Annotated in this window: 10 protein-coding genes; 4 read left to right on the forward strand and 6 right to left on the reverse strand. The window is 34.5% G+C overall.

Going from position 1 to position 12,764, the window contains the following annotated elements; all coding sequences use genetic code 11:
* Positions 1 to 240: 240 nt before the first annotated feature.
* Positions 241 to 1,341, forward strand: a complete 1,101-nt coding sequence (locus ACKPCA_RS04125) for a lactonase family protein (RefSeq protein WP_321281584.1) — start codon at positions 241 to 243, stop codon at positions 1,339 to 1,341.
* A gap of 2 nt (positions 1,342 to 1,343) precedes the next feature.
* Here ACKPCA_RS04125 and ACKPCA_RS04130 read toward each other — a convergent pair whose 3' ends face one another.
* The 6 genes from ACKPCA_RS04130 to ACKPCA_RS04155 are packed head-to-tail and all read right to left on the reverse strand — an operon-like array spanning position 1,344 to position 6,730.
* Entirely contained in the window at positions 1,344 to 1,649 is a 306-nt protein-coding gene (locus tag ACKPCA_RS04130) for an ASCH domain-containing protein (protein WP_321281585.1), read from the reverse strand.
* Between the two features lie 14 nt (positions 1,650 to 1,663).
* Complete coding sequence (locus tag ACKPCA_RS04135; protein WP_321281586.1) at positions 1,664 to 3,376, reverse strand: hypothetical protein; 1,713 nt, start codon at positions 3,374 to 3,376, stop codon at positions 1,664 to 1,666.
* A 4-nt stretch (positions 3,377 to 3,380) separates the two neighbouring features.
* Positions 3,381 to 3,839 carry an NUDIX hydrolase gene (locus ACKPCA_RS04140; protein WP_321281587.1) on the reverse strand — a complete coding sequence of 153 codons (459 nt, stop codon included), beginning with the start codon at positions 3,837 to 3,839 and terminating at the stop codon, positions 3,381 to 3,383.
* Positions 3,840 to 3,850: 11 nt separating this feature from the next.
* Positions 3,851 to 4,276 (reverse strand): VOC family protein, encoded by a 426-nt coding sequence (locus ACKPCA_RS04145; RefSeq protein WP_054718011.1) that lies wholly within the window; start codon positions 4,274 to 4,276, stop codon positions 3,851 to 3,853.
* On the reverse strand, positions 4,273 to 5,706 hold the full coding sequence (locus tag ACKPCA_RS04150) for an SDR family oxidoreductase (RefSeq protein ID WP_321281588.1): 1,434 nt from the start codon (positions 5,704 to 5,706) through the stop codon (positions 4,273 to 4,275). Before ACKPCA_RS04150 ends, ACKPCA_RS04145 begins: the two co-directional genes overlap by 4 nt.
* A 4-nt stretch (positions 5,707 to 5,710) precedes the next feature.
* Positions 5,711 to 6,730: a TolB-like translocation protein gene (locus tag ACKPCA_RS04155; protein ID WP_321281589.1), complete on the reverse strand. Its 1,020-nt coding sequence runs from the start codon at positions 6,728 to 6,730 to the stop codon at positions 5,711 to 5,713.
* Between the two features lie 264 nt (positions 6,731 to 6,994).
* Here ACKPCA_RS04155 and ACKPCA_RS04160 point away from each other — a divergent pair, with 264 nt between their 5' ends.
* The 3 genes from ACKPCA_RS04160 to ACKPCA_RS04170 all read left to right on the forward strand — a co-directional run bounded on the left by ACKPCA_RS04160 (position 6,995) and on the right by ACKPCA_RS04170 (position 12,700).
* Positions 6,995 to 9,178, forward strand: a complete 2,184-nt coding sequence (locus ACKPCA_RS04160) for a GH92 family glycosyl hydrolase (RefSeq protein WP_321281590.1) — start codon at positions 6,995 to 6,997, stop codon at positions 9,176 to 9,178.
* A gap of 52 nt (positions 9,179 to 9,230) precedes the next feature.
* The gene (locus tag ACKPCA_RS04165; protein WP_321281591.1) at positions 9,231 to 10,055 is read left to right on the forward strand and encodes an endonuclease/exonuclease/phosphatase family protein; all 825 of its coding nucleotides are present in this window, start codon (positions 9,231 to 9,233) and stop codon (positions 10,053 to 10,055) included.
* A 95-nt stretch (positions 10,056 to 10,150) separates the two neighbouring features.
* Positions 10,151 to 12,700: a phosphoenolpyruvate carboxylase gene (locus tag ACKPCA_RS04170; RefSeq protein WP_321281592.1), complete on the forward strand. Its 2,550-nt coding sequence runs from the start codon at positions 10,151 to 10,153 to the stop codon at positions 12,698 to 12,700.
* The last annotated feature ends 64 nt before the right edge of the window (positions 12,701 to 12,764 follow it).

A 12,764-nucleotide genomic window follows, 5' to 3' on the forward strand; every position in this document is an offset into this window, starting at 1 on the left:
GAATGTTTCCCATGACTTCATTTTTCTTTCCCATTGGAAAAAGTATGGTCTCAATTCAATATTCTATGTCGATAATTAAGTAAAGGAAGTTTCCACTGTATTATTTTTCTATTCCAATTGAAAAAATCAACCTTAATTTCTGTAGTGACTCAGGTTTTATGCTTGGTAATTTTTCCTATCCATTAATATAGTTGATGCCCATAATTTTCTCTTATCTTTGAGTGAATTAATTCAGATCTCATGAATAAATCTACAATCATACTGGCGCTGATATCTATTTTTGCGCTATCATGCAATCAATCAAAAGAGAAGAAAATGACTCAGGCAGCCTATTCCATCTATATCGGCACATATACCGATACCAACTCTAAGGGAATCTATAAAATTACAATGAATAAATCGGGAAAGTTTGGCGAGCTGAGTTTACAAGCTGAAACCAAGAATCCATCTTTTTTGAGTTTTGCCAATAAGGGTAAAAATTTGCTTGCGATAAATGAGATCAATTCATTGGATGGAGTTGGGAGTGTTGAAAGCTACAAGATAGGTGATCAGCTTGAGCTGATCAGTAGAAAATCAAGTGGAGGAGCACATCCTTGTTTTGTTACAGAAAAGGAGGGTATTGTTCTAACAGCTAACTATACCGGTGGAAATACAGGTTTACTGCGAGTTGATGAAAAAGGAAACCTTTCTGAATTGATGGATGTGAATCAGCACAAAGGATCAGGAACCGTTGAGGGTAGACAAGATGCTCCACACGCTCATAGTATTTGGTTTCAACCCAATAAAAATAGAGCGATTGCTGTGGATTTAGGAACCAATGAATTGTGGACTTCTACCATTGAGGATGATAAATTTGACCATACAGAACGCATTGTAATGCCTGAAGGGTCAGGGCCAAGACATTTGGCATTTCATCCCAATGGCAAGGTTATTTATGTGATTAATGAACTTAGCAATACAATTACCATTCTAAAGGGAGAAAGCTTACAAACTATTGACAATGTAAATACCCTACCACAAGCATTTAAAGGAAGCAGTTTTACAGCTGATATTCATATTTCATCCGATGGAAAGTTTCTGTATGGTTCTAATCGCGGACACAACAGCATTGTGATATATGCTGTATTGGAAGATGGAGGGTTGGAATTGATAGGACATGAATCTACACGTGGTGATCATCCTCGTAGTTTTAGTTTAAGTCCTGACGGGAAATTTTTGCTTGTAGCCAATCAGAATACAGATAATTTGGTTTGTTTTAAACGCAATAAAGAAACAGGTTTACTTACTTTCGTTGATGAGATAAAAGCACCTAAACCTGTTTGTGTGTTATTTGAAAAATAGAATTATACAGCTTCGAATTCAATCAAAATTAAATGGTCTGTTTGTTTTAGTTCAGGATAAAATCCCAGTAAAACAGACCATAATTCTTCTTTCGTATCAAAGCCATCCTTCTTGATTTCTGCTATTGTTAATTCTTTAAAATTCTTGTGTGTCACTTTCGTAATTCGTATTTCTATGGAAGGCTTGTCATCAAAAATGGCTTCGCCTTTTCCCAATTCAGGGATCGGTTCATCTACTCTTGCTGTTTGAGTTTTGTTTCCGTTTTTAATGGTCTCATAAAAATTGGAATGGAAGTGGATTTGGGACATGTTTTTTTGTTTAGTTAATTTTTGGGTAAACCTTCAGTAAGCTCTAAAAGTTCAATTAATTCTCTTAGGTTATGTTCTTTTTCTCGTTTCATTCGGTTTAATTCTTGAAATATCTGGTCTTGACTTTCGTTAAAATCTAAAAAATCTTGAAGTTGCTTACCTCTTAAACTATTCCTTTTTCTTTTTTTAAGTTCACTATGTAACCTGTTTATTATTTGGATAAAATCATTGTTTTTTAGGTATTTATTGTAACGAATGAATATATCCAAATCAATAAAGGTTAGGTTTTGAATTTTTTTAAAGTTCTGTCTTAAGTTTAAACTATCAAGCTTTAAATTGAATTCGTTATTTAAATAATTACTTACTCCTGGCATTCCAAAATTTTTGTCTGTATATATCATTACTGGATATAATTGGAGATTTTTTGTTTTGATCTTACCTTTATAATCATCAAAATAAAAAGGAGATTGTGATAGCTTCTGTATCTGTTTAATTATTTGTGCTATTCCTTTTTTCTTATTATTATACTTCAAGTCTATAGCATTCTTAATATCTTGGTAGGTACTAGATTTAATAGCTGAGGCTGGAAAAAATGCGTCTTTAATTTCAAATAAAACAATTGAACTATTTTGTCTAAAATAACCATCTGGTTCACCATTGTTATCTGTTGTTGGAAGGTTTAATTTACAATGTTTCTTATCCAGAATATTATTAAGTATTCGCTGAAATAGAAACTTCTCGGTAATAGCATTACCAATGAATTTTTTAAAATTTGGGAGTGTGTCAAAATCTTGATTAGTTTTAATTCCTGAAGTATTATAAAAATCAAATATTAGCCCATCATATATTTTATTCATTAAAAGATTCCAGTCAAGTACTATATATCTTTCACCGTGTTTCATTATAGGTTTTGCTTTTAATAAAGAGAAATTTTCCTTTTTACAAGATAGTTTGCGATTATATTCATCGACAGTTAATGTTAAGTGATTAAAGAGTGGTTGTAACTCTTTGGCACAATTAAAAAAGTAATTATTAATATCCCCCTTTTTGTTTTTTAATGTTTTTTTCAGTAATCCAAAAATAGTCATAAGATATTCCCAAGAATTTGGTTTGTTATTTTTATTTAGAAACGCAGTGACGTATTTGGAATAATTAGAATGAAATTGAAGATAATTTAAAAAACAAACTCCTTTTATTAAATTATATATTGGATTAACAATTATTTGTATATCAAATTGGTTAATGAGTATAGGCCATGTATGGATTGGAAAAAAATCACCATTAGATGATTGCCTTTCAACTTGATCCCTTGCAGTTGCTAGATTGTTTTGGTCAGATTGAATAAGTAAATAAGCTTTAAGGAATTCTAATTCTTGTTCTGGAGATGTATCATCAGCAAATAAGTTATTATCATTTAATAACACGGCATGAAGGAAATGCTTCAAATATATCCGCGAGAATATAGAAATTTCATTATTCCCATTTTTGAATTTGAATAAATCAAATTTAGTATAAATTTCGTTGCGAAGATTTACAGGTTGTCTACTTAAGTAGTGCGTGAGGATATTGACTTGTTTATTCCAAGTAGCATTTGGGTATAATTGTGCATCAATATATGCTATGAGTTCAATTAGTATAGCTGTAGAAGTTCTTTTTAGTATATCTTCTAATTTGGGTATAGGTCCATCAAAAATATCTTCATAAGATGGAGTCAATATCATTTGCATATTATTACTCGATAGATTGAGGTGATTTGTGTAATTGATTGGATAGTATTAACAACACCCTTTGAAACACCAAATTCTGAATATCAGGATAGGTTAGATCCTCAGGCAAATCTTTAAAGAAACAAATTTCTGCGATCTCAGATTTAGGCAATTCTCCCAAATAAGTAATATTGGCAAAGAAGATTCGTCCATAATTGATTTCGCCTTTCCAATCGCAGGAATAGTCGGCAATCAATTTAAGGCTAAATTCTTTGGCTCCGGTTTCTTCGTACAGCTCTCTTCTGGCTGCTTGTAGTGCTGTTTCATTCGCTTCAATATGTCCGGCAGGCATTTCCCAGGTCTCACGCATTCTATGGCGAACAAACACCCATGTGTTTTGGTATTTCGAACAAACGATGGAATACTTTAAATTTTCTTCCGGTATGCTTAAGGGATCTAAAAAATTAACGATTGGTTTTGTCATGTATGTATATATTATTCAGAGGTTGATTTTCCTTTGTACATCTCACTAAATGGGCCTTCAATAGGTTCCCAAAGTTCTACTTTATTTCCTTCAGGATCAAGAATCCAGCCAAATTTTCCATATTCAAATACTTGCATCTCTCCAACAATCTCAACCCCTTCCTCTTTTAAAATTGTAAGCAATTCTTCAAGGTTTTCAACACGATAATTGAACATGAAATCTTTCTTTGAAGGCTGAAAATATTCAGTGTTCTCCTCAAACGGCCCCCAAATGGTAAATCCAGTTTCTTCAGGCTTACTGGTTTTCTGCCATTCGAAAACTCCACCATATTCATCAGGACATTGAATGCCCAAATGTTTGTTGTACCATTCTCTTGTTCTTTTGGGATCTTTGGTTTTGAAAAAGATTCCACCTATTCCTGTTACGCGTTTTTTCATGATCTTTTATTGTAATTTATAATGCCATTAATCATTCCTTTAAATATAAAAACATGGAATGGGTAACTCAAATACCAATACAGTCTTCCTGCCAAGCCTTTGGGTCTGAAAATGGCTTTTTGCTGCAAATGGTTTTGCTTCAAAGAAAACTCGAGCCAAGCTTCTCCCGGTAATTTCATTTCAGCATAGAGCAGTAACCTTTTATTTTCCTTATCGGCCAATAATACTCTCCAAAAATCCAGTGAATCGCCAATTTCTATCTCCGTAGGATGTCTTCGTCCACGGTTTAGTCCAACACCACCAAACAGCTTATCCAAAAAGCCACGAAATTGCCATAGCCAATTTGCATAATACCAACCTCTATTCCCACCTAAAGCCCAAACATTATCCAAAACCAATTGTTTGTTTTTCACAGGAAGAATTTTGGTATCGAAATAGCAACCAAAACTTGGAGGCTCTACATACTTAAAGTTTTTGTTCGATAATATTCCACTACTTAAGGCATCTTTCCAGGATGAAATTACCATCTGCTGTTTGATTTTACCCATAGCTTTTTCAATCGCTTCTTTGTATGAGATTGGATGAATATCAAGTTTTTGGGCAAAATCATTTGGTCGGCAAACCACTTCCACTTTCATGCTGTTAACCAAATTTACCGCTAGGTTATAGGATGTTGAAGTTATAAAAAATAGCCAGTAGGAAGAAAGGCGAGGTGTCATTATGGGTAAAGTGATTACCTTTCTATTCAGTTTTCGAACCTCAGCATATTGTAACAGCATTTCCTTATAGCTTAGAACCTCGGTTCCGCCAATGTCAAAGGTCTGGTTCAGACAGTGTTTGTTGTAAATTACCTTGTGCAAATACTCAATTACATTGCGAATGGCTATGGGTTGACATTTGGTTAATAACCATTGTGGAGTTATCATGATTGGTAGCTTTTCTACCAAATCACGAATAATTTCAAATGATGCACTTCCAGAGCCAACTATAATTCCTGCTCTTAAAATGGTCACATAGCTGCGACTCTCTTTTAGAATGTCTTCAACTTCTTTTCTCGATTGTAAATGCTTTGAAAGCTTTTCTTCATTGGCAATGCCGCTAAGGTATACAATCTGTCGATTCTCCGTTTTCTTTAGGCAGTTTACAAAGTTTTGTGCACATCGTTTTTCGAGAACATCAAATCCTACGGTACCATGAAGCATTGAATGAATCAGGTAGTAGCTGACCTGAATATCTTTAGGAATTTTCTCTAAAGATTTTGGATCTAGAAGATCTACTTCTAATACCCTAATGTTTGGGTGGAAATATTCTTTATGCGTAAACCGTTGCTTGTTTCGAACACAGCAATACACAGTATGACCTTGTTCCAAGAGAACAGGAAGTAATCGTTTACCTATATAACCATTGGCGCCGGTCAATAAAATCTTCATATGCCTACTGTTTGTTCTGTTTTGCTAAAGCTTCTGCCTTAAGACCTTCAATAAAATCGGCTTTTATCCAATACAAATCAAGATTTCCATTCTGAGGAGAAACAGCATTTTGCTTTACCTCCTTAAGGTTTGGTTTTTGTTGACGTATTTGCTTGTTATTAGAGAAGATAAAATATTTTCCATCAGGAGACAAAGATGGCGACAATGCAAATGTGTTTGGGAAATTTACTTTATTCCCCATATTCATTAAAGGAGTCCAATTATCATTCCCTAAATTAAAGCTGATATAATAATCTGCTCGACCAATGCTATTCCCTTCAATCAAAGTACAAACAATAAGGTAACTCTCATCAGGTGCAATCAGCGAGTTGTATTGCATATTGGTAGGATTTACTTCTTTAGGAAGACGCTCTGGCGTTTGATATTTCCCATCAATCAATTTCGATCGATATATGACTTGCACATTTTTGCTTTCTTCGTGTGTGTAGTAAATGGTACCATCATTGGTTAATGTTGGGTAATATTGTCCTGAATCAGTATTTATTGGTCCTTCCAGTTCATAAGGTTCCGACCATCCCTCAACTGTTTTATCCATTACCCAAATGTTTTGATAAAACCATCCATCTTTTTGTTCCTTTCCTTTGGGCGGTCTTGTGGACATGAAGAACAATTTTTTGCCATCGCGGGTAATAAATGGTTCAAGATCTTTGTATGCTGGATTACCTGAAAAAGAAGCAAATTCAGGCTCAGTCCAAACATCATTTACCATTTTGGAAGTGGCAATGTAATAGTCAGCGCCGTATCTGATGGTATAGTATATTTCTTTACCATCAGGACTCATGGTAAAGTCTCTTTCATGCAGATGGCTGGATACGAAGTTGGGTGCAAATAACCTGGCGATGCTATCCGGTTTAATTTCTCCTAAATATTCTCCTTTTCGGATATTTTTAATACCTGATTCCTTTTGTTGAGTGCATGAGTAAATAATTACAAGAAGGAATACTGTGTAAATTAGTTTTTTCATTGAGTTTTAGGTTAAAATTTGGTAGTTATCTAATTTACTAAAATATTTATTCATTTAGATCTTAAAAATCAATAGCGGATAATTAGGAAGTGATTAATGAATATTGGAAATGCATTTCTTAGAATTTATTAAAAAAATGAAACAGCTTTTGCACGAATTGTAGGATATGAATGCATGTTTTGTTTATATTTGGAACATATTTCCAAAAGCCAATTTACTATTTACATTTTCCATTTTATTTGGAAAATAAACTATTTACTTATTATGAGATTATTAGCCTTTTGTTTGGCAATGATTGGTCTCTTTGCGTGCAATAAAAAGCAGGCAGAGCCGCGGAAATTAACTAGCTATGTAAATACTTTCGTAGGTACCGATGGACCAGGTAATACTTATCCTGGAGCAGTAATGCCTTTTGGTATGGTGCAGCTTAGTCCTGATAACGGTTTGCCAGGTTGGGATAGAATCGCAGGGTATTTTTGGCCTGATTCAACCATAGCTGGATTTAGTCACACTCATTTATCAGGAACTGGCGCAGGGGATATGTATGATATTCTTTTGATGCCTTTAAATAGTCGTTTTACAGATAATTTAACACCGGAAGGAGATTATCGTCCATACTCAAAATTTTCTCATGAAAAGGAGGAAGCTTCACCTGGCTATTATAAAGTGGAATTGTTGAGTTCGGGAATTACCGCTGAGCTTACCACTACAAAGCGAGTAGGTTTTCACAGATACAGTTTTCCTAAAGATTCTGATTCTAAAATTATTTTGGATTTGGGATATAAATTGAATTGGGATAACCCATATGATACTAAAATAATTGTTGAGAATGATTCGACCATATCGGGATACAGAAAATCAAATGGTTGGGCAAGAGATCAACATCTGTATTTTACTGCACAATTTTCAAAAGCTTTCAAATCTGTTGAATTGTTTGAAGGAGATAAGAAGTCGGCAAACATGTCGGTTACCTCACCTAAAACAAAACTGATCGCAAATTTTGATACTGAAAATCCTGAAGAAATTTTGGTAAAAGTTGCCTTATCTTCCGCTTCCATTGAAGGAGCAAAAAAGAATTTGAAGGCAGAGCTAAACCATTGGGATTTTGATGGTGTAGTAGAGAAAGCTGATCAAGAATGGGAGAACTTATTGTCTCAAATTGAGATTGAAGCAGATGAAGAACAAAAAGAATTGTTTTATACCAATTTGTATCATTTATATCTTACTCCTAGTTTGCACTCAGATATTGATGGAATGCACAAAGGTGCAGATGGAAAATACCACAAAGCAGAGGGATTTGATCGCTATGATACTTTCTCATTGTGGGATACCTACAGAGCTGCACATCCATTATACACAATTTTATGTCCTGATAAAGTAGAAGATTTCATCAAATCTTTTCTAATTCATTACGATGAAACAGGTTTGTTGCCTGTATGGTCTATGGCAGGAAACGAAACCAATATGATGATTGGATATCATGCGGTTCCTGTAATCGTTGATGCCTACTTTAAAGGTATTGAAATGGATGTTGAAAAAGCTTACAAAGCTTGTAAAGAATCAGCAATGGAGAAAGGTCGCCAGATTGATGAGTATATGCATTTGGGCTATGTTCCTACTGATGAGGAAGGTGAAAACTGGTCTGTTTCAAAAACACTGGAGTATGCTTACGATGATTGGTGTATTGCACAGTTTGCAAAAGCTTTAAATAAAGAAGCAGACTACGGATATTTCTTAAAAAGAGGAGAAAATTGGAAAAACCTTTATGATCCGAAATCAACTTTCTTCAGACCTAAAGATCCTAAAGGAAATTTTGTTTCACCATTCATACCTAAGGAATATACCAATTACTTTTGTGAGAGTAATGCTTGGCAGTATTTCTGGTATGTACCACAAGATGTGACAGAGTTTATAAAAACAGTTGGGGAGGAAAATTTTTCGGCAAAATTGGATTCCATGTTTACCTATTATCCTACGGCAGATGATAAGTTGCCAATATTCAGTACAGGTATGATTGGTCAATATGCTCACGGAAATGAACCAAGTCATCATGTTGCTTATTTGTACAATTATATCAATCAAGCAGAGAAAACTCAGGAAATGGTTCGCAGAATTATCAATACCCAATATACTACTCGACCTGATGGATATTGTGGTAATGAGGATTGCGGTCAAATGTCTGCTTGGATGGTATTTTCGTCTTTAGGAATCTATCCTGTAAATCCGGCAAATGGAGTTTATGATATTACTTCACCTTGGATTGAAAAGGCTGTACTTCATTTGCCAAATGGAAAAAGCTTTACCATTTCTACTGAAAACCAAGGCAAAGAAAACCACTACATTGAAAAGGTATTGCTAAATGGTGAAGAGTACAAGGAATTAACCATTACTCATCAGCAAATAATGCAAGGAGGAGAATTGCATTTTGTATTAAAATCAACGAAATAGTTTAGTTAGGCTGTGCTTTAAGTGCAGCCTTTTTTCAAATTTGAAAAGAAAAATGAAGAAAGTAATATGTAATATCATAATAATACTGGGATTACTAACGAATTCCTTGTATGCCCAAAAATTTATGACCTATAATCTTCGATACGATAATCCCAATGATGGCATAAACAAGTGGGAACTTCGAAAAGAAAATATCATTGACCTAATTTGTGAGTATCATCCGGATGTATTCGGTACACAAGAAGGTTTGTGCCATCAACTTGAGTTTTTAGATGAGAACTTAACAGATTATTCATATGTTGGAGTTGGAAGAGACGATGGGAAAAAGAAAGGTGAATATTGTGCTATTTTCTATAAGCATTCAGCCTATAAAATTGTAAAAGAATCAACATTTTGGTTGTCAACAACTCCGAATGAAATATCGGTTGGCTGGGATGCTGTTCTTGAGAGAATATGCACATATGCTTTATTTGAAGATAAGAAAACAGGAAAACAATTTTGGGTGTTTAATGCTCATTTCGATCATGTTGGAGAAAAAGCTCAATACGAAAGTGCTAAGTTAATCTTGAGGAAAATTCAACAATTGAATCAGGGAAATTTGCCTGTTGTTTTAATGGGTGATTTAAATTTAAAGCCAGAAAGTAAAGCCATAAAGTATTTGGCCGATAATATGATTGATTCTCATATTAAAGCAAAAACTAAATCAAAGATTGGAACCTTTAATGCCTTTGAACACGATAAGCCCGTAACAGATAGAATCGATTATATTTTTGTGGATAACTCAACAAAAATAGTCAATTACAAAATTATTGATCTTAAAGTAGATGGTAAATATCCATCTGATCATTTGCCAGTAATGATTGAAATAAAAAAATAAATCTTCAAGTTTCTGATTGTATCTTTTATGCCAATTCACTCTTTTTACTATCTTGAATGAAGAATTAAAGGGGGAGAATAATAATATAAAGGCCTATGCAATCAGAAACATTTCAAAACGAAGTTGAACTTCGGTACAAATTGTACAATAGTATCTTTCTAACGCTTCCGTTAGATGGCATACATGGAACAGGTATTCTTATTCCCCTTATGAAGGATACTTGTCGTAAGGGATTAGAGGAAGGAAAATCTCCTGTTGAGATTTTAGATCATTTTTTTGAAAAGCAAACCAATTTTAAAACAGAATCGGAACAGTTGGATTTCATGTTTCGTGTGATTAACTATATTGAACGTCAAGTAGTATTATTGGATGCCTTGGAAGATGCGGCTTTTTTAGATTTGCATGATCCGGAAAGAAGAGGAAAGATAGAATCGATTAAAAACAGATTATCAAGTAGTGAAAGCAAGGAGAAAATTGGTGAGGCGTTAAAAAGTCTGGCAGTTCGAATTGTATTGACAGCGCACCCAACACAGTTTTACCCAAGTACAGTATTGGCAATTATTAATGATTTAATTGATGCCATTCAAAAGAATGACCTACTGCAGATAAAAATGTTATTAACGCAGCTTGGTAAAACTCCCTTCTATAAAAAGGAACGACCAACGCCTTATGATGAGGCCAAAAGTTTAAGCTGGTATCTCGAAAACATATTTTATCAATCTGCATCCGAATTGTATGGAGATTTGATGAAAGAAGTGAGTAATCCGGAAGAGCAGGACGGAAATGTACTTACTTTCGGATTTTGGCCTGGAGGCGATCGCGATGGTAATCCTTTTGTAAAGGTAGATACTACTTTAGCAGTGGCTGATAGGTTGCGAAGTATTCTCCTGTCAAATTATCACGAAGATATCAGAAAACTGCGAAGAAGATTAAGTTTTAAAGGCGTTTACGAGAAACTACTTGCTCTGGAAGAGAGAATACTGCAAGCGGTAAATGGTGAAGATACCTCATCCAGGATGCAGCAGGAAGAAATCCTTCAATCCTTGGCGGTAATTGAAAAACAATTGATAGAAGAGCATGATGGTTTCTTTGTAGAATTGTTGCATGAATTTAGGAGCAAGGTCTTGTTGTTTGGAACTCATTTCGCTGGAATAGATATCAGACAGGATAGCAGAATTATAAAGCAAGCCTTTGATGTGCTTTGTTCCACAGCTCCAGAATTGAAGGATCAAAATTGTAGTTTGGAGTTTGAGGATTTAACCAAACTGAATACTCCGGTTTCTTTATTCCAGTCGGATGATGAAGTGATAAAAGATACTTTGAGTCTTTTTGGAACCATTAAGGAAATTCAGAAAAGAAACGGAGAGAAAGCTTGTAATCGAATAATTATAAGCAATTGTAGAGGTGAAGATGATGTGGCAAGAGTTTTTGCTATGGCTAAAATGTGTGCTTGGCAGGGTGAAATTCCATTGGATATTATTCCACTGTTTGAAACCATTGATGACTTGGAAAAAGCTGCGATTACCATGCGTAAGCTTTATGAGAATGAAGAATATGCGAAGCATCTTATAAGCAGAGGAAACAGACAAACCATAATGCTTGGATTTTCTGACGGAACAAAGGATGGAGGGTATTTCTCGGCAAACTGGAATATCTACAAAGCGAAGGAGAATATTACCAAACTATCTCGTGAAATGGGAATTACAGTTGCATTTTTCGATGGTCGTGGGGGACCACCAGCACGAGGAGGTGGAAATACGCATAAATTCTATTCATCATTGGGAAATACGATAGAGAATCGCGAAATCCAAGTTACCATTCAAGGACAAACCATTAGTTCTAAATTCGGTACCCGGGATTCTGCAAGATTTTATCAGGAGCGATTAATTTCTGCAGTATTGGAAAACAGTTTATTTGATGACTCGGACAAGGTGTTGAGTGACACGGATAGATTAGTGATGGAAAAACTTTCGGAATATAGTTTGGCAGAATATCAAAGGTTTAAATCATCAGATAAATTTGTTCCTTACCTGGAGAAGATGAGCGCTTTAAAATACTATGGTAAAGCAAATATTGGTAGTCGTCCGGGAAAAAGAAAGCAAACCGAGAAACTGAATTTCGAAGATCTTAGAGCAATTCCTTTTGTTGGAGCATGGAGCCAAATGAAACAGAATGTCCCAGGATTTTTTGGTGTAGGATCATCATTAAAGAAACTAGAAGAGGAAGGATTACTTTCTGACTGTAAAAATTTGTACAATTCATCATTGTTTTTTCGAACGCTAGTAGCAAATAGTATGCAATCCATCTGTAAGTCGTACTTTAAGCTTACCGAGTATATGAAGAATGATGAAGAATTTGGCGAGTTCTGGGGTTGGATCTATGATGAATATCAATTAAGCATAGAAATGTTGTTGAAGGTATCTGGTCAGGATGAGTTAATGCAAAATGCTTTATTCTTAAAAGATTCGATTAATCTTAGAGAAGAAATAGTATTGCCATTAATTACAATTCAACAGTATGCTCTGATAAAAATTAGAGAATTAGAGAAAAAAAATGTAACAAACGCTACAAAATACAGTATATTGCAAAAGTTGGTCATCAGATCTCTTTATGGTAACATAAATGCAAGTCGAAATTCTGCCTAAAAAATGTTTAAGAAAAAATGAACAGTTGGCAATTTTAAGACATGTTGATCGTTTAATTGTAATC

The organism is Marinifilum fragile, assembly GCF_963677365.1.
Lineage (GTDB): Bacteria > Bacteroidota > Bacteroidia > Bacteroidales > Marinifilaceae > Marinifilum > Marinifilum fragile.

Excerpts from the sequence above, each read along its gene's own strand:
- ACKPCA_RS04130 (WP_321281585.1), bottom strand. The coding sequence starts at position 1,649 with ATGTCCCAAATCCACTTCCATTCCAATTTTTATGAGACCATTAAAAAC.
- ACKPCA_RS04135 (WP_321281586.1), bottom strand. The coding sequence starts at position 3,376 with ATGCAAATGATATTGACTCCATCTTATGAAGATATTTTTGATGGACCT.
- ACKPCA_RS04145 (WP_054718011.1), bottom strand. The coding sequence starts at position 4,276 with ATGAAAAAACGCGTAACAGGAATAGGTGGAATCTTTTTCAAAACCAAA.
- ACKPCA_RS04165 (WP_321281591.1), top strand. The coding sequence starts at position 9,231 with ATGAAGAAAGTAATATGTAATATCATAATAATACTGGGATTACTAACG.
- ACKPCA_RS04125 (WP_321281584.1), top strand. The coding sequence starts at position 241 with ATGAATAAATCTACAATCATACTGGCGCTGATATCTATTTTTGCGCTA.
- ACKPCA_RS04150 (WP_321281588.1), bottom strand. The coding sequence starts at position 5,706 with ATGAAGATTTTATTGACCGGCGCCAATGGTTATATAGGTAAACGATTA.
- ACKPCA_RS04155 (WP_321281589.1), bottom strand. The coding sequence starts at position 6,730 with ATGAAAAAACTAATTTACACAGTATTCCTTCTTGTAATTATTTACTCA.
- ACKPCA_RS04170 (WP_321281592.1), top strand. The coding sequence starts at position 10,151 with ATGCAATCAGAAACATTTCAAAACGAAGTTGAACTTCGGTACAAATTG.
- ACKPCA_RS04140 (WP_321281587.1), bottom strand. The coding sequence starts at position 3,839 with ATGACAAAACCAATCGTTAATTTTTTAGATCCCTTAAGCATACCGGAA.
- ACKPCA_RS04160 (WP_321281590.1), top strand. The coding sequence starts at position 6,995 with ATGAGATTATTAGCCTTTTGTTTGGCAATGATTGGTCTCTTTGCGTGC.